The organism is Tunturiibacter gelidiferens (genome assembly GCF_013410115.1).
Taxonomy (GTDB): domain Bacteria; phylum Acidobacteriota; class Terriglobia; order Terriglobales; family Acidobacteriaceae; genus Edaphobacter; species Edaphobacter gelidiferens.
Map to the genome: position 1 here is coordinate 1,101,584 of NZ_JACCCV010000002.1, position 15,119 is coordinate 1,116,702.

A 15,119-nucleotide genomic window follows, 5' to 3' on the forward strand; every position below is an offset into this window, starting at 1 on the left:
CATTCCCGGCCCAGATCTTAGTCCCGCCCCTTGACCCGATCGTAGTGATAAACGTTGCTGGTAGTTCCCAGCGCCTGGTTATAAAGGCTGGTCGCGCCTATCGCCTCGTTCAACTCTTCGGTGAACTCATGGATCGCCCGCAGATGATCCGCCGATGCGGGAATCTCCAGCTTGCTCGTCTTGAGGAACTTCTGGTATCCCCGGTCGAGCAGACGCGTAATCTCCCCATTCAGCAGCCAGCCGGGACGGGCCAGGATCTCAACCGTGCCATCAGGCGCCGCGGCAATCTCAGCCGCACAGCCGTATTTCCTTACCTGGACTGCATTTGGCGTTCGCTTTGCACCCTCCTGCGCGGGGGCAACATCGAATCTCTGGCCTCCGAGGAGACCAAGAACATCATTAAAGCTTCGTTGTGGGATCTTTTTCGCCATAAGTGCAATACGTTAGACTCGATTAACTGTCGCACATCCGCGGAAGTCCTTCAATCACCGCAGCGCAGAACGATTCAAATGAATCAAAAGAAGATGGAAGCTGCATGATCACCACCGTCAAACCGTTTGGAACCGGCATCCTCGACCGCGTTGGCCACACCCCCTTGGTGCGGCTCGAACGCCTGAGCGCCCATCTGCCCGGAGTCCAGATTTTAGGCAAAGCCGAATGGGCGAACCCAGGCGGCTCGGTCAAGGATCGTGCTGCCTCCGCCATCGTCGCCGACGCACAGCGCCGAGGTCTCCTCAGCGACAGCCGCGGCCTGCTCGATGCCACCAGCGGCAACACCGGTATCGCCTACGCCATGCTCGGCGCTGCGTTGGGCTTCCGGGTCACGCTCTGCATGCCATCGAACGTCTCGCCCGAGCGCAAACGCTATCTCGCCGCCTACGGAGCAGAGGTTCTCTGGACCGACCCAGCCAACGGCTCCGACGGCGCAATCCGTAAAGCTCGAGAGATGGCCGCAGCCGAACCAGACAAGTACTACTACGCCGACCAGTACTCCAACGACGAGAACTGGAAGGCGCACTACCGCACCACCGCGAACGAGATCTGGGAGCAGACCGAAGGCCAGGTGACCCACTTCGTCGCGGGCCTCGGGACCAGCGGCACCTTTATGGGCACAACCCGACGCCTGAAGGAGTTGAACCCATCGATCCGTTGCATCTCCATGCAGCCGGACTCGCCCTTCAACGGTCTCGAAGGCCTCAAGCACATGGCAACCGCAATTGTGCCGCGCATCTACGATCCATCACTCGCCGACGCGAACATCGACATACCCACCGAAACCGCCTACGACATGGTGAAAAATCTGGCCCGCAATCAGGGCCTGCTCGTGGGAATCTCCGCTGCCGCCGCCGTCGCTGCGTCTCTTCAGATTGGCGAGCAGGAGGCCAGCGCCGGCCGCGAAGCAGTCATCGTCACCATCCTCTGCGACTCCGCTGAGAAGTACATGAGCGAACGCTTCTGGCAGGAGGGCTAACCAGATGCTTCGCATCCACTACGCCGACTACGAAGCCCTACGCGTCCACGGCGAAGAGACCTACCCGAACGAGTGCTGCGGCGTCCTGCTCGGCAAGAACATCGCCGGCGACGGCAATAGCGCCGTGGCGGTCAATCACGTCCAGCAGATCGTTCGCGCCGGCAACACCCGCACCGACTCTGCCCACAACCGCTACCACATCGCCCCGCAGGAGCTCGTCAAAATTCAGCGCCAGGCGCGCGGCCTCGGCCTGGACATCGTCGGCTTCTACCACTCGCATCCCGACCATCCAGCCCAATGGTCGAAGACCGACTTCGCCGAAGCCCACTGGCTCAGCTGCTCCTACATCATCACCAGCGTCGAACAGGGCAAAGCTGTCCTGACAAACTCCTTTCTGCTAAGCGGGACAGGGGAAGACGACAAGAACTTCGAGGATGAACCAATTCAGATCGACATCGCCACTAACGTCGCCGAAGCAGCGGCACCCAACCAGAAAGGTCAGGCATGAACATTCACATCCCCACCCCGCTGCGCGCCTACACAGGCGGATTAGAGACCGTCAGCGTCGCGGGAACAACCGTCGGCAGCGTGTTTCAGCAGCTCACCGTCCAATACCCCGAACTGAAGCCGCACCTCTTCACCCCGGAAGGCAAGCTGCGCTCGTTCGTCAACGTCTACCTGAACGATGACGACATCCGCTACCTCCCAAACAAAGAAGAGACCCCGGCAACCGACACGGACGAACTCACGATCATCCCCTCCATCGCCGGCGGAACGAACTGTCGACCCTAAAATTTTCCTATTTGTAACCGTCTAAAGAATCAGTTCGAAGACGGTTTTACGAGATGAAGATTTTTGACGCTTCCATGAGAGGCAGAGGAAAAGACAATGCCAGCAGCCCTAGAAGAGACCGTAGAACTCCCAAAGCTCTCCAACGATGAGATCGCTCGCTACTCCCGGCACCTGATCCTCCCCGAAGTCGGGATGGAGGGCCAGCAGAAGCTAAAGGCCGCGAAGGTACTCTGCGTCGGCACAGGCGGTCTTGGCGCACCGCTCGCCCTTTATCTCGCAGCCGCAGGCGTAGGCACCATCGGCCTCGTCGACTTCGATACCGTCGACGCCAGCAACCTGCAGCGCCAGATCATCCACTCCACCGCGACCGTCGGCAAGCTCAAGGTCGACTCCGCCGAGATCATGCTCAAGGGCCTGAATCCCACCGTCAACGTCATCAAGCACAACACCATGCTCACCAGCGCCAACGCGCTCGAGATCCTGAAAGACTACGACGTCATCGCCGACGGCACCGACAACTTCCAGACCCGCTACCTCGTCAACGACGCCTGCGTCCTGCTCGGTAAGCCCAACGCCTACGGCTCCATCTTCCGCTTTGAGGGTCAGGCCAGCGTCTTCGGCACCAAAGAAGGCCCCTGCTATCGCTGCCTCTATCCCGAGCCGCCACCGCCTGGCCTGGTTCCTTCTTGCGCTGAGGGCGGCGTCCTCGGCATTCTTCCGGGCCTCGTCGGAGTCATCCAGGCAACCGAGACCATCAAGCTGATCCTCGGCATCGGCGAGCCATTGATCGGCCGCCTGCTCCTTGTAGACGCCCTCGGCATGACCTTCCGCACCCTCAAGCTCCGCAAGAATCCCGAGTGCCCCGTCTGCGGTCCCAATCCCACCGTCACAGAGCTCATCGACTACGACCAGTTCTGCGGCATCACTCCGCCGAGCGAAGTCGGCCCACTCGAAGTCGCCCGCGACAAGGCAGTAAGCGACCTTCCCGTCGTCGACGGCATCCCCCAGATCTCCGTCCAGGAGCTGAAGCGCAAGCTCGACGCCAAGGAAGACGTCTTCGTTCTCGACGTCCGCGAACCGCACGAGTACAAGATCGTAAATCTCGGCGCGCCGCTCATTCCAGTCGGTGAGATCGCGCTTCGCACCGCCGAACTGGCCGACAAGAAGGATCGCGAGATTGTCGTCCACTGCAAGTCCGGCGCACGCAGCCAGAGAGCGGCACTCGCGCTCAAACAAGCCGGCTTCTCCAACGTGTCAAATCTAACCGGCGGCATCCTCGCCTGGGCCGACAAGATCGATCCCTCGCTGCCCAAGTACTAACCCACCTCCAGTAACCCAAAGAGGCGGCGCACTCACCCTGCGCCGCTTCCTATTCTGCTTTATCTTCCACTTCAAGCATCTGCAAGCACAGCGGCTTCTCCAGCATGCAATCCATGCGAGCGACCGACGCCAGCGCCCGCTCAATCGTCGAGCTCAGACAAGGCTCAGTCGTCACTACAAAGGGCAGCCGATGCTTCGGATATCCCCGCCGCTGCAGCAGCGAATCGATATTGGCGCCCACCTTCGAGAGCGCCCCCGAAATCGCCGAGACAATTCCCGGCTTATCGTCGACGACAAATCGCAGATAGTGCGGTGCCAGAAAATCTCCCGTCACCTCGCGCCTGCGCACTGGCAGCTGCACCGTTTTACAATCCTGCGCGACGGCCAGCAGATCCGACACAACCGCAACCGCCGTCGGCTCGCCACCAGCGCCATGCCCCGAGAAGACAACATCCCCGCCAAATCTTCCACTCACCACCACCATGTTCTGCGTACCGTGCGACCAGGCCATCGGCGAGACCAGCGGAACCAGCATCGGCGCAACCCGCGCATGCACAATCTTCCCATCGAGCTCCGCACGCGAAACCTGGCGAATGGTGCAGTTCAACTCCTTCGCATAAGAAAAATCGATCGCCTCAATCGCCGAGATGGTCTGTATCGCAACCGCATCCGGATCAAGTTCAGCGTGCATCGCAATGCGCGACAAAATACAGAGTTTCGCCCGCGCATCGTAACCGTCCACATCGGCAGACGGATCAGACTCCGCATAGCCGAGCTGCTGCGCATCAGCCAGCACCGTCGCGTAATCCGCCCCAGCCTCCATCCGGCTCAGAATGTAGTTGCAAGTACCGTTCACGATGCCACTGAGCCTGGTCACCTGGTCGCCGCACAACCCCTGCAGCATCCCCGGAATCACCGGCACGCCACCTGCCACGGCAGCTCCATGCAGCAGATGAACGTTATGCTGCGCTGCAAGCTTCGCCAGATTCGTGCCTCGATACGCGATTAGTTGCTTATTCGCCGTCACCACCGACTTGCCCACGGCCAGAGCCTTCCGCAGCCACCCCTCCACCGGGTTCAGGCCACCCATCAACTCAATAACAACATCAACATCCGACCGCAGAATCACATCGATGCTATCGGTCCACACCACCGAAGCCGGCACGGCCTTCGCAGCTTCAGAGCTACGCTTCCGATCCACATTGCGGTTGAAGATATGTGTCAACTGCACACCCGGAAACCTCGACGCAGCAAGCACCCGCGCCACCGATCCACCAACCGTGCCAAATCCAAGCAGTGCAACCTTCACAACAGAATCCGCTTTATTGTTTTTTGCCGCTACCTTCTTCCGCTTCGTCGTCATGTCTCAATAGTCGATTCTGCCGGCGCGCTCACGCCAGGCCTCAAAGCTCGAAATCGCCTGCTCCGGCAGAAGATTTACCGTCGGTATCTTCCGCTGATCAAGCGGCAGCTTCATCTCCTCATAGAGAAAAGCATCGTCAAAACCAGCTGCTGCAGCATCGGCGGCGCAACTCCCGTAAAAGATCGCCTCGCAACGTGCCCAGTAGATCGCTGCGAGGCACATCGGGCAAGGCTCGCAGCTGGTATAGATATGGCATCCCGTCAGCTGATAGCTCGCAAGCGCCGTACAAGCGTTACGGATTGCTACAATCTCGCCATGCGCCGTTGGATCGTTCGTCGCAGTGACAAGATTCGCGCCCGTAGCAACGATCTCACCATCGCGCACAATCACCGCGCCAAACGGTCCTCCGCGACCGGAGGTGACATTCTCCGTCGCCAGCGCGATCGCTCTCTGCATGAAGACTGGGTTGCCCTGCATTCGGCTCGGTATCCTTATGGAACAATCTGTGCGGCAGCAGTAACGGAATAATCAGATTATGGCACATGCCTTTCTCTCAAAACGCATCGTCACTCCACAGGGCACACAACCCGGCGCGCTCCTCGTGGAGGACGGAACGATCCGCGCTGTCTGCCGCGCGTCCGAGGTTCCCACAGACGCCATCGTCCACAACTGCGGCAACGATGCTCTCCTTCCCGGGCTGGTGGATACACACGTACACATCAACCAGCCGGGACGTACCGAATGGGAAGGCTTCCGCACTGCGACCCGTGCAGCAGCAGCGGGAGGCTACGCTACCCTGATCGACATGCCACTCAACTGTCTCCCCGAGACCACCACCGTAGCCGCACTCGAAGAGAAGCGCGAAGCCGCACAAGGAGAGTGTTTCGTAGACTGGGCACCGTGGGGCGGAGCCGTCGCGGACAATCAGCAGCACATCCTCCCTCTAGCGCAAGCCGGAGTCCTCGGCTTCAAATGCTTTCTCATCTACCCCGGCTGCGACGGCTTCACAATGATCGACCAGCAACAACTGGAAGCCGCGCTGCCATCGATCGCGCAGTCAGGCCTCCCTCTTCTCGTACACGCCGAACTGGCTGCCCCGATCGACGCTGCGACCCAGTCACTGCGCAACGCAGACTGGCGCCAATACCAAACCTATCTCGCTTCGCGCCCCGACGAAGCCGAACTCCAGGCCATTCGCCTGATGATCCGGCTCTGCCGCCAATACGACTTCCGCCTGCACATCGTTCACCTCTCCACCGCGCTCGCTCTGGCCGAGCTGACCTCCGCCCGCAAAGAAGGCCTCCCAATCACAGTCGAAACCTGCCCTCACTATCTGCACTTCGCCGCAGAAGAGATCCCCGACGGTGCAACCCTGCTCAAGTGCGCGCCACCCATTCGCAGCAGGGAAAACCAACGAGGGCTCTGGCGCGGTCTTCGCGATGGAACCATCGACATGATCGTCACCGACCACTCCCCCTGCCCGCCCGAGATGAAGCGCACAGACACTGGCCGCTTCGATCAGGCCTGGGGCGGTATCGCCAGCCTGTCCCTTGCGTTCTCGGTCATCCACACGAACTGCACTCATCGCGGCCACACGCTCGAAGACATCGCGCGCTGGATGAGCGCAGCACCTGCAGCTCTCGCCGGTCTTACTCATCAGGCAGGCGCACTGCAATCCGGCCGTGACGCCAACTTCGTTGTCTTCGACACCGAGGCAGAGTTCACCGTAACTCCCGACAAACTACACTATCGCCACACCATTTCACCGTACATGGGGGAGACGCTGCGCGGCCTGGTAAAGGCCACCTATCTGCGAGGAGAGCCAGCTTACGTTGAAGGCACCTTCGCCCCCACGCCTCAGGGCCGTGAGGTCAAGTTATAGTAGGCAGACACGCATGAACAAAGTTCTGGCCCGATGGAATTCGCTCGACCCCACCATTGCCGCCCGCGAGGCTCTCCCCTGCTGCGGCTCCCATGCGTGGGCAGAGACATTGGCATCCGCGCGCCCAATCGCCGACGAAGCTTCCCTCCTCGAAACCTCCGCTTCCATATGGTTTGCTCTTCCGGAGCAGGCATGGCAGGAGGCGTTCGACAGCCATCCCCGCATTGGCCAAAAGCATGCGCAGACCCAGACAACCGAAGAGTCTCTGCGCTGGTCGGCACAGGAGCAACACGCAGCTCACTCCGACGACCATGCTGCGAAACTGGCTCTCGACGCAGCGAACCGTCTCTACGAACAGCGCTTCGACAGAATCTTCATTGTCTGCGCCTCAGGCAAGAAATCCGCGGAGATCCTTGCCATCCTTGAAAGCAGAATGCAAAACGACGCGGCCACAGAGCTACATGAAGCAGCCGAACAACAACGCCAGATCACGCAGCTTCGCCTTCGTCGCTGGCTGGAGTCGGACTAACGATGGGCATCTCCACACATATTCTCGACACAGCCCTGGGACGGCCAGCCACAGGCGTCCCCATCACCCTCGCTCGCCTAACAGACGGGGAGTGGTCGTCCCTCAACGTAGCAATCACCGACGCCGACGGTCGCTGCAAACATCTCCTTCCTGCAACCGAAGCCCTGCAGCCGGGCATATATCGCGTTCACTTCGAAACCATCGCCTACTACAACCAGCATCAGCTGAGCGGCCTCTATCCATATATCGAAATCGTCTTTACAGTCACCGAAGGCGAGCAGCACTACCACATCCCGCTACTTCTGACTGCGAACGGCTACACCACCTATCGAGGAAGCTGACCAGATGATTGAGCTGGCTGAAAATCGTTACGGAAAATCCCGGGTCCGCCTGATGAAGGTGACCCGCCACGCTCACGGCCACGACCTGCGCGAATGGACGGTTCAAGTCTTACTGAAAGGCGACTTCGAGACCGCTCACCTTGACGGGGACAACAGCAAAATCCTGCCGACAGACACGATGAAGAACACCGTCTACTCCCTCGCGCGAACTTCAAAGGCAACCGCCATGGAGGACTACGCCAAAGAGCTGGTCGACTTCCTGCTAGGACGAAATCCGCAGGTCTCCTCCGCCTCGGTCCGCATCGAAAGCACCATGTGGAAGCGCCTTACCGTTGACGGTGAACCACATCCCAGCGCCTTCATGCGTGGCAGCGGCGAACTTCAAACAACCAGTGTAGAACGCGAGCAGGGCGGCAGCTTTCACATCCTCTCGGGCCTCGACAACCTCGTCCTTCTCAAGACCGCCAACTCCGGCTTCGAGGGCTACATCAAGGACTCACTGACCACTCTGCCCGAGACCAAAGATCGCCTCTTCGGAACCGCCGTCACTGCGGAGTGGCGCTACACCTCACCCGGTCTGAACTTCGATGCTTTACGTACAAAGCTTCGCGAGACGATGCTGCGCACCTTCGCCAACCACGACAGCAGATCCGTTCAGCAGACCCTCTACGCCATGGCAGAGAGCGCGCTCGAAGCCGTCCCTGCAATCAACGAGATCGAGATCACCATGCCCAACAAGCACTGCCTCCTCGTCGACCTCTCCCGCTTCAACCAGGACAATCCAAACGAGATCTTCGTCCCCACCGACGAACCCCACGGATACATCGAGGCGCGCGTCCGCCGCAAATCGTGAGCGCAGCAAATAAGCAACCATGACAGGCACAAAAAGAGATTGCGCCACTCGCATCATCGCTCGCTGCCGCGAGATCGCCACTCACACCGAAGTCCCCGGTGAGATCACCCGTCGCTTCCTTACCCCTCCCATGCACGCCGTCCACGCGCTGCTGCGACAGTGGATGGAGGCCGCCGGAATGACGGTACACGTCGACGCCATCGGCAACCTTCGCGGACTTTTGCAGTCTCCTGTCCCGAACGCCCCTCGCCTGATCATCGGCTCGCACCTCGACACCGTACCCAACGCCGGAGCCTTCGACGGCATCCTCGGGGTCATCCTTGGCATCGCCGTCGTCGAAGAATCACGAGAACACCGGCTTCCCTTCTCCCTCGAAGTCATCGGCTTTTCAGAGGAGGAAGGTGTCCGCTTCAGCAAAGCCTTCCTCGGCAGCCTCGCCGTTGTAGGAAAGCTCGATCCAGAGACACTGCAGCGCACGGATCCAGATGGCGTAAGCATCGCAGAAGCCATACGCCACTACGGCCTAGATCCCGCAAACCTTCCCGCAGCAGTCTTATCCCGCGACGCCTTCGCTTATCTCGAGTTTCACATAGAACAGGGCCCCATTCTGGAGAGCGTGGGCGCATCACTCGGCGTCGTCGAGGCACTCGTAGGACAGACCCGCCTGCAACTCCTCTTCGAAGGACAGGCAAACCACGCCGGAACCACTCCAATGCACCTGCGACACGACGCAATGGCCGCCGCAGCCGAATGGATCGTCTCCGTCGAGGCCTACGCCACCGCTCACGAAGGCCTCGTCGCAACAGTCGGCAAGCTGGACGCCTTCCCCGGCGCTGGAAATGTCATCGCCGGCAGAGTAAAGACGTCGCTCGACATCCGCCACGCAGACGACAACACACGCCACGCTGCGGTCGACGCTCTGACGCAAATCGCAAAGAAAGCAGCAGCCAAACGCGGCGTAACCCTCACACTCATCACCGAGATGGAGCAGTCCGCTGTCCCGCTCGACCCCCGTGTCACAGCCTTACTGCAAAGCGCCGCCGCAAACGCTGGCTTCCCCAGCAACAGAATGACCAGCGGAGCCGGCCACGATGCGATGATCCTCGCCCCAACCATCCCCTCGGCGATGCTCTTCCTCCGCAGCCCCGGTGGACTCAGTCACCACCCCGACGAAGCCGTACTCCCACAGGACGTAGAAGCCGCACTCTCAACTGCAATGGAGTTCCTCGCGCTCCTGAGCGATGATAAAACCAAGGATAGCCATGCATAAGCTGGGACAGACCCGCAGCACCAATCAGCGCGATCATCTTCTCCACACGCCGGACACCTTCGTCCGCACAGTGCTGCCCGGCATGGAACTCGCCACCGCCGTCGTCCACATCTCCCCCGCAGCAGGCGCTGCCTTCACCCAATACACCGCCGAACTCGAACCCGGCGGCAAACTGGGACCCACATCCAACCAGCGTTTTATCTATACCCTCGAGGGTGCAGCCGATCTCGCAACCGACAGCACGTTTCAATCACTCATCCCAGGAAGCTTCACCTACATCCCTGAAGACGCCGCACACACACTTACCGCGCAACAGGCCACGCGCCTCGTCATCATCGAAAAACCCTACGAAGCGATCGCTTCCGTTCCTCCACCAGAGCTCCTCATAGGCCACGAAGATAAGACGCTCTCAGTCCCCCTCAACGACGACCCCGACCTCCAGGTTCGCAGCCTCCTGCCCGGCTCTCCGTCCTTCGATTTCGCGGTCAACACCATGACTTACCAGCCCGGCGCCGCACTCAGCATGGTCGAGGTTCACATCATGGAGCACGGCCTTCTGATGCTTGAAGGCGGCGGCATCTATCGCCTCGGAGACAGCTGGTATCCAGTCACTGCAGGCGACTTCATCTGGATGGGACCCTTCTGTCCACAGTGGTTCGCAGCCATCGGCAAGCGTCCCGCAAAATACCTCATCTACAAAGACTGGAACCGTCACCCACTGGTCTAGCATCTACGTCAACCTCGGCCAAAAGGAGGCAACAGTTTTGGCACAGCAAATTCAGATCGATCAACCACGGCTGACGAGCGAACTCGCAACCCTCGCAACCTTCACCGACGCCGAGCCCGTCAGCAACGGCACCTCCGTCACCCGCATCGTCTTCTCTCCAGACGATCTCCGCGCCCGCGCATGGCTCAAAGAACTTGCCACCGCCGACGGTTTCGAGGTTCGCGACGACGCCGTAGGCAACATCTTCATCCGCTGGACCGGCACTGACCCCGACGCGCCTGCAGTCGCCACCGGCTCACACACCGACGCCATCCCTCACGCCGGCATGTACGACGGCACCGTCGGCGTCCTCGGCGGTCTCGAAGCGATGCGCACGCTCAAACGCAGCGGCCTGCAGCCCCGCCGCTCCATCGAACTCGTCATGTTCACCTCCGAAGAGCCCACCCGCTTCGGCATCGGCTGTCTCGGCAGCCGCCTAATGTCCGGGACCCTCGATCCTAAACAAGCCGACGCTCTCCACGAAGCCAACGAGCCAGCCGACACGGCCAAGACCCTCGCACAAGTTCGCACGGCTGCGGGCTTCACCGGCGACCTCGCTTCGGTTAAGCTCTCACCGAACCACTACCACGCCTGGCTCGAACTCCACATCGAACAGGGTCCCCTGCTCGAACGCGAAGGCACTCCCATCGGCATCGTCACCAGCATCGCCGCCCCCGCAGGCTATCGTTTCACCATCAGCGGCCTCGGCGGCCATGCAGGCGCGCTCCTCATGCCCGACCGCAAAGACGCTCTCTGCGCCGCGGCCGAACTCATTCTCGCAATCGAAAAACACACCCTCGCCACCCATGCCATCGACACCGTTGCCACCGTCGGCACCTGCGAGGTCTTTCCGGGCGCAGTCAACAGCGTCCCCAGCCGTGTCGTCCTCCAACTCGACATCCGCGACACCGACCCCACCCGCCGCGAGTCCGTCACGCAGGCCATCCGCCGCGACATCGAAACCCTCCGCCAACGCCGCGGCGTCATCATCACCGAGCAGATCATCAACGCCGACGCCCCCGCGCAATCCTCCCCACACCTCGTCGAACTCCTCAAAGAGGTCTGCGCCACCCACGGCATCTCTCCCAGAAAGATGGTCAGCCGTGCCTATCACGACTCGCTGTTCATGGCCCGCATCGCACCCATCGCCATGATCTTCATCCCTTGCCGCAACGGCGTAAGCCACAGACCGGACGAATATGCCACGCCAGCGGATACCACTCTCGGGGTACAGGTGCTTGCCTCAGCTCTTGCTAAACTAGCGTCAGAGTAACTCCGCATTCGGCATGGCCATCGAATCCATTAATCCCGCCACCGGCAAGCTGTTGCGCAGCTTCGACCCGCTCACCGACGAAGCCGCGCGCCAGAAGATCGCCCTCGCCGCCGACTCCTTTCGCACCTACTCTCTCGTGCCGCTCGAACACCGCGCCCTGTGGATGCGCAAGCTCGCCTCCATCCTCGAACACGAGATCGACGACCTCTCCATCCTCATCACCCAGGAGATGGGCAAGCCCCTTGAGGCAGCTCGCTTCGAGATCCTCAAATGCGCCGACGCCTGCCGCTACTACGCCGAACACGCTGCCCGCATCCTCGCACCCGAGTCCATCCCCACCGAAGACAACTACAGCTACGTGCGGTGGGATCCAATCGGCATCGTGCTGGCCGTCATGCCGTGGAACTTCCCCTTCTGGCAGGTCTTCCGCTTCCTCGCACCGGCGCTCATGGCCGGCAACGTCGCTCTCCTTAAGCACGCCAACAACGTCCCGCAGTGCGCACTCGCCATCGAGTCCCTGGTTCGTCGCGCTGGCTTTCCCCGCGGCACCTTCCAAAGCCTCCTCCTCGAAATTCATCAAGTCGAAACCGTCTTGGGCGACGAGCGCGTAGCCGCCGTCACCGTCACCGGCAGCGAGACCGCAGGTCGAGCCATCGGCGCGCAGGCCGGCTGGCTCATCAAGAAATCCGTCCTCGAACTCGGCGGCAGCGATCCCTTTATCGTCATGCCCTCCGCCGATCTCGACGCCGCCATCGAAACCGCCGTCCGCGCCCGCTGCGTCAACTCCGGACAATCCTGCATCGCGGCCAAACGCTTCATCGTCGCCGACGAGGTCTACGACGTCTTCGAATCGCGCTTCGTCGCAGGCATGGAAGCCATGCGCGTAGGCGACCCCATGAAAGACCGCACCGACATCGGCCCGCTCGCCACTGTTCGCGCCGTCGACCTGCTCGAGCAACAAGTGCAAGCCGCCACACGCGCTGGAGCACGCATCCTCACAGGAGGCGAACGCATGCTCGGTACCGGCAACTACTTCGAGCCCACCGTCCTCACCGGCGTCCCACGCACCTCCGCCGTCTATCGCGAAGAGCTCTTCGGCCCCGTAGCCATGCTCTTCCGCGTCGAGAACATCAACGAGGCCATCGAGATCGCGAACGACACCCCCTTCGGCCTCAGCGCCTCCGCCTGGACGCGCGACCCCGCCGAACAACAACGCTTCATCTCCGAGCTGCAATGCGGCGGCGTCTTCCTCAACGCCATGGTCGCCAGCGATCCCCGCCTGCCCTTCGGCGGCATCAAGCGCTCCGGCTATGGCCGCGAACTCTCCGCCGCAGGCATGCGCGAGTTCCTCAATGCAAAAACCGTCGTCATCTCCTCCGCGACGACCCCCAACGAACCCGCCACCAAGCCATACCTCGTCTCCACCGCCGACCCCTCCCCCACCCGCTAGCCTGTATCAGCCCCGAGCGAATTGTAGGCATCCTTTGTCCTAAGCAAGATCGAACGGCTAGTCCTAAGCAAGATCGAACACCAAAGCCCCGAATAAGGTGGCCAAGCCGCGTATTAGGCCCTCGCTGTCATCCTGCCGAAGAGCTGGCCACGCCAGTATTAGCCTTTGCTGTCATCCTGAGCGCAGCGAAGGATCCCGACGAACTCCGCCACGCCCAAACCGCTCGTCCCTTTTCACCCACGCCTTTCAAGCCGTTGTCTGTTCTTAATCACCCTCTAGCAAGATGCGGCTCCATCCGGAAGCAATTAGTCTCTTGTGAAATTTAAATTCGGAACACTGACGCCTTCCCCTCTCCCAACACGAGACACCCGTTTTCGGCTAAGCTTCTGTGTCGTCGAGAAGCCGTCTCCGCTCGTCGTGAAGCCCTCGTCGACCAGACACACTTTTTACACAAGAGGATCACCATGCCCGATCTCAAGTACTCCAGCGGCTTCGGAAATGAGTTTGCCACCGAGGCCCACCCCGGCGCACTCCCCGTCGGTCAGAACGCCCCACAAAAGGCCCCGCTCGGCCTCTACACCGAGCAGCTAAGCGGCAGCCCCTTCACCGCGCCCCGCCTGCTCAACCGTCGCACCTGGACCTACCGGATCCGCCCTTCCGTCATGCACAAACCCTACGAGCGGATCGCCAACGGCATGGTTCGCGCCACTCCATTCAACGAAATCGAAACCACACCCAACCAACTTCGCTGGGACCCGCTTCCACTACCAACGACGCCAGTCGACTTTGTAGACGGCCTCACCACCCTCGCCGGCAACGGCGACCTCACCATGCACTCCGGCGTCGCCATCCACATCTACGCCGCAACCAAGAGCATGACCGACCGCTTCTTCTACACCGCCGACGGCGAGCTTCTCTTCGTCCCCCAGCTCGGCCGGCTCATGCTCCACACCGAACTCGGCATCCTCGAACTCACCCCCGGCGAAGTCGCCATCATCCCCCGCGGCATCAAGTTCCGCGTAGAGCTTCTCGACCCACAGGCCCGCGGCTATCTCCTCGAGAACTACGGCGCCAGCTTCCGCCTACCCGAGCTCGGCGCCATCGGCGCTAACGGCCTTGCAAACAGCCGCGACTTTCTCACCCCGCACGCCGCCTACGACGACCGCGACAACGGCACCTTCCAGGTCGTAGCAAAATTTCAGGGAAATCTCTGGGCCTCCGACTTCGACCACTCCCCGCTCGACGTCGTCGCCTGGCACGGCAACTACGCTCCCTGCAAGTACGACCTCGCCCGCTTCAACTGCATCAACTCGGTCAGCTTTGACCACCCCGACCCCTCCATCTACACCGTCCTTACCTCGCCCAGCGAGATCCCCGGCACCGCAAACGTAGACTTCGCCATCTTCCCCCCGCGCTGGATCGTCGCCGAGCACACCTTCCGTCCGCCGTGGTTTCACCGCAACTTCATGAACGAGTTCATGGGCCTCGTCACCGGCGAGTACGACGCCAAAGCCGAAGGTTTCGTCCCCGGCGGAGCCAGCCTGCACAACTGCATGAGCGGTCACGGTCCCGACGCAGAAACCTTTGACCGCGCCAGCAAAGCCGACCTCAAGCCTGTCAAACTCGAAGGCACCCTTGCCTTCATGTTCGAAACTCGCTTCGTCTGCTGCCCCACAAAGTTCGCAATGGATACCGCCGCCCGCCAGCACGAGTACTACACCTGCTGGCAGACCCTGAAGAAGAACTTCAAACCGTAGCACTCATTCAAGCCGCAAGTCACATCCAGTCTCCGACCAACGGGAGGACCAT

At 61.0% G+C, this 15,119-nt stretch carries 16 protein-coding genes; 13 read left to right on the forward strand and 3 right to left on the reverse strand.

What is annotated here, in order from left to right:
- Positions 1-17 precede the first annotated feature (17 nt).
- Positions 18-431, reverse strand: a complete 414-nt coding sequence (locus HDF12_RS16650) for a hypothetical protein (protein ID WP_179585147.1) — start codon at positions 429-431, stop codon at positions 18-20.
- Between the two features lie 104 nt (positions 432-535).
- Between HDF12_RS16650 and HDF12_RS16655 the strand changes: the two genes are divergently transcribed.
- From HDF12_RS16655 to moeB, 4 genes are all read left to right on the forward strand, one after another.
- The gene (locus HDF12_RS16655; RefSeq protein ID WP_179585149.1) at positions 536-1,471 is read left to right on the forward strand and encodes a PLP-dependent cysteine synthase family protein; all 936 of its coding nucleotides are present in this window, start codon (positions 536-538) and stop codon (positions 1,469-1,471) included.
- A 4-nt stretch (positions 1,472-1,475) separates the two neighbouring features.
- Complete coding sequence (locus tag HDF12_RS16660; RefSeq protein WP_179585151.1) at positions 1,476-1,979, forward strand: M67 family metallopeptidase; 504 nt, start codon at positions 1,476-1,478, stop codon at positions 1,977-1,979.
- Positions 1,976-2,263 carry a MoaD/ThiS family protein gene (locus HDF12_RS16665; RefSeq protein ID WP_179585152.1) on the forward strand — a complete coding sequence of 96 codons (288 nt, stop codon included), beginning with the start codon at positions 1,976-1,978 and terminating at the stop codon, positions 2,261-2,263. The genes HDF12_RS16660 and HDF12_RS16665 overlap by 4 nt, the downstream gene beginning before the upstream one ends.
- A gap of 96 nt (positions 2,264-2,359) precedes the next feature.
- On the forward strand, positions 2,360-3,583 hold the full coding sequence (gene moeB / locus HDF12_RS16670) for a molybdopterin-synthase adenylyltransferase MoeB (RefSeq protein WP_179585153.1): 1,224 nt from the start codon (positions 2,360-2,362) through the stop codon (positions 3,581-3,583).
- Positions 3,584-3,632: 49 nt separating this feature from the next.
- On the opposite strand, the gene HDF12_RS16675 is transcribed toward moeB, so the two are convergent.
- Both HDF12_RS16675 and HDF12_RS16680 read right to left on the reverse strand, forming a co-directional pair.
- Positions 3,633-4,946, reverse strand: coding sequence for a homoserine dehydrogenase (locus tag HDF12_RS16675; RefSeq protein ID WP_179585154.1), 1,314 nt, complete (start codon positions 4,944-4,946; stop codon positions 3,633-3,635).
- Between the two features lie 3 nt (positions 4,947-4,949).
- A complete protein-coding gene (locus HDF12_RS16680; protein ID WP_179585155.1) occupies positions 4,950-5,423 on the reverse strand; it encodes a nucleoside deaminase in 474 nt (157 codons plus the stop codon).
- Between the two features lie 58 nt (positions 5,424-5,481).
- Between HDF12_RS16680 and allB the strand changes: the two genes are divergently transcribed.
- The 9 genes from allB to hmgA all read left to right on the forward strand — a co-directional run bounded on the left by allB (position 5,482) and on the right by hmgA (position 15,067).
- Entirely contained in the window at positions 5,482-6,828 is a 1,347-nt protein-coding gene (allB, locus tag HDF12_RS16685) for an allantoinase AllB (RefSeq protein ID WP_179585156.1), read from the forward strand.
- A gap of 13 nt (positions 6,829-6,841) precedes the next feature.
- The gene (gene uraD / locus HDF12_RS16690; protein ID WP_179585157.1) at positions 6,842-7,357 is read left to right on the forward strand and encodes a 2-oxo-4-hydroxy-4-carboxy-5-ureidoimidazoline decarboxylase; all 516 of its coding nucleotides are present in this window, start codon (positions 6,842-6,844) and stop codon (positions 7,355-7,357) included.
- Between the two features lie 2 nt (positions 7,358-7,359).
- Positions 7,360-7,698, forward strand: coding sequence for a hydroxyisourate hydrolase (gene uraH, locus HDF12_RS16695; RefSeq protein ID WP_179585158.1), 339 nt, complete (start codon positions 7,360-7,362; stop codon positions 7,696-7,698).
- 4 nt (positions 7,699-7,702) lie between these two features.
- Positions 7,703-8,551, forward strand: a complete 849-nt coding sequence (gene pucL / locus HDF12_RS16700; protein ID WP_179585159.1) for a factor-independent urate hydroxylase — start codon at positions 7,703-7,705, stop codon at positions 8,549-8,551.
- 19 nt (positions 8,552-8,570) lie between these two features.
- Positions 8,571-9,821, forward strand: a complete 1,251-nt coding sequence (locus tag HDF12_RS16705; protein WP_179585160.1) for an allantoate amidohydrolase — start codon at positions 8,571-8,573, stop codon at positions 9,819-9,821.
- Entirely contained in the window at positions 9,814-10,548 is a 735-nt protein-coding gene (gene allE, locus HDF12_RS16710) for a (S)-ureidoglycine aminohydrolase (protein WP_179585161.1), read from the forward strand. Before HDF12_RS16705 ends, allE begins: the two co-directional genes overlap by 8 nt.
- Before the next feature lie 37 nt (positions 10,549-10,585).
- Positions 10,586-11,860: a M20 family metallo-hydrolase gene (locus HDF12_RS16715; RefSeq protein ID WP_179585162.1), complete on the forward strand. Its 1,275-nt coding sequence runs from the start codon at positions 10,586-10,588 to the stop codon at positions 11,858-11,860.
- 13 nt (positions 11,861-11,873) lie between these two features.
- Positions 11,874-13,310 (forward strand): NAD-dependent succinate-semialdehyde dehydrogenase, encoded by a 1,437-nt coding sequence (locus HDF12_RS16720; RefSeq protein ID WP_179585163.1) that lies wholly within the window; start codon positions 11,874-11,876, stop codon positions 13,308-13,310.
- A gap of 464 nt (positions 13,311-13,774) precedes the next feature.
- On the forward strand, positions 13,775-15,067 hold the full coding sequence (hmgA, locus tag HDF12_RS16725; RefSeq protein WP_179585165.1) for a homogentisate 1,2-dioxygenase: 1,293 nt from the start codon (positions 13,775-13,777) through the stop codon (positions 15,065-15,067).
- The last annotated feature ends 52 nt before the right edge of the window (positions 15,068-15,119 follow it).

What these genes read in the sequence shown, in the direction of transcription:
- HDF12_RS16650 (WP_179585147.1), bottom strand. Translation starts at nt 431, where the DNA reads ATGGCGAAAAAGATCCCACAACGAAGCTTTAATGATGTTCTTGGTCTC.
- HDF12_RS16655 (WP_179585149.1), top strand. Translation starts at nt 536, where the DNA reads ATGATCACCACCGTCAAACCGTTTGGAACCGGCATCCTCGACCGCGTT.
- HDF12_RS16660 (WP_179585151.1), top strand. Translation starts at nt 1,476, where the DNA reads ATGCTTCGCATCCACTACGCCGACTACGAAGCCCTACGCGTCCACGGC.
- HDF12_RS16665 (WP_179585152.1), top strand. Translation starts at nt 1,976, where the DNA reads ATGAACATTCACATCCCCACCCCGCTGCGCGCCTACACAGGCGGATTA.
- moeB (WP_179585153.1), top strand. Translation starts at nt 2,360, where the DNA reads ATGCCAGCAGCCCTAGAAGAGACCGTAGAACTCCCAAAGCTCTCCAAC.
- HDF12_RS16675 (WP_179585154.1), bottom strand. Translation starts at nt 4,946, where the DNA reads ATGACGACGAAGCGGAAGAAGGTAGCGGCAAAAAACAATAAAGCGGAT.
- HDF12_RS16680 (WP_179585155.1), bottom strand. Translation starts at nt 5,423, where the DNA reads ATGCAGGGCAACCCAGTCTTCATGCAGAGAGCGATCGCGCTGGCGACG.
- allB (WP_179585156.1), top strand. Translation starts at nt 5,482, where the DNA reads ATGGCACATGCCTTTCTCTCAAAACGCATCGTCACTCCACAGGGCACA.
- uraD (WP_179585157.1), top strand. Translation starts at nt 6,842, where the DNA reads ATGAACAAAGTTCTGGCCCGATGGAATTCGCTCGACCCCACCATTGCC.
- uraH (WP_179585158.1), top strand. Translation starts at nt 7,360, where the DNA reads ATGGGCATCTCCACACATATTCTCGACACAGCCCTGGGACGGCCAGCC.
- pucL (WP_179585159.1), top strand. Translation starts at nt 7,703, where the DNA reads ATGATTGAGCTGGCTGAAAATCGTTACGGAAAATCCCGGGTCCGCCTG.
- HDF12_RS16705 (WP_179585160.1), top strand. Translation starts at nt 8,571, where the DNA reads ATGACAGGCACAAAAAGAGATTGCGCCACTCGCATCATCGCTCGCTGC.
- allE (WP_179585161.1), top strand. Translation starts at nt 9,814, where the DNA reads ATGCATAAGCTGGGACAGACCCGCAGCACCAATCAGCGCGATCATCTT.
- HDF12_RS16720 (WP_179585163.1), top strand. Translation starts at nt 11,874, where the DNA reads ATGGCCATCGAATCCATTAATCCCGCCACCGGCAAGCTGTTGCGCAGC.
- hmgA (WP_179585165.1), top strand. Translation starts at nt 13,775, where the DNA reads ATGCCCGATCTCAAGTACTCCAGCGGCTTCGGAAATGAGTTTGCCACC.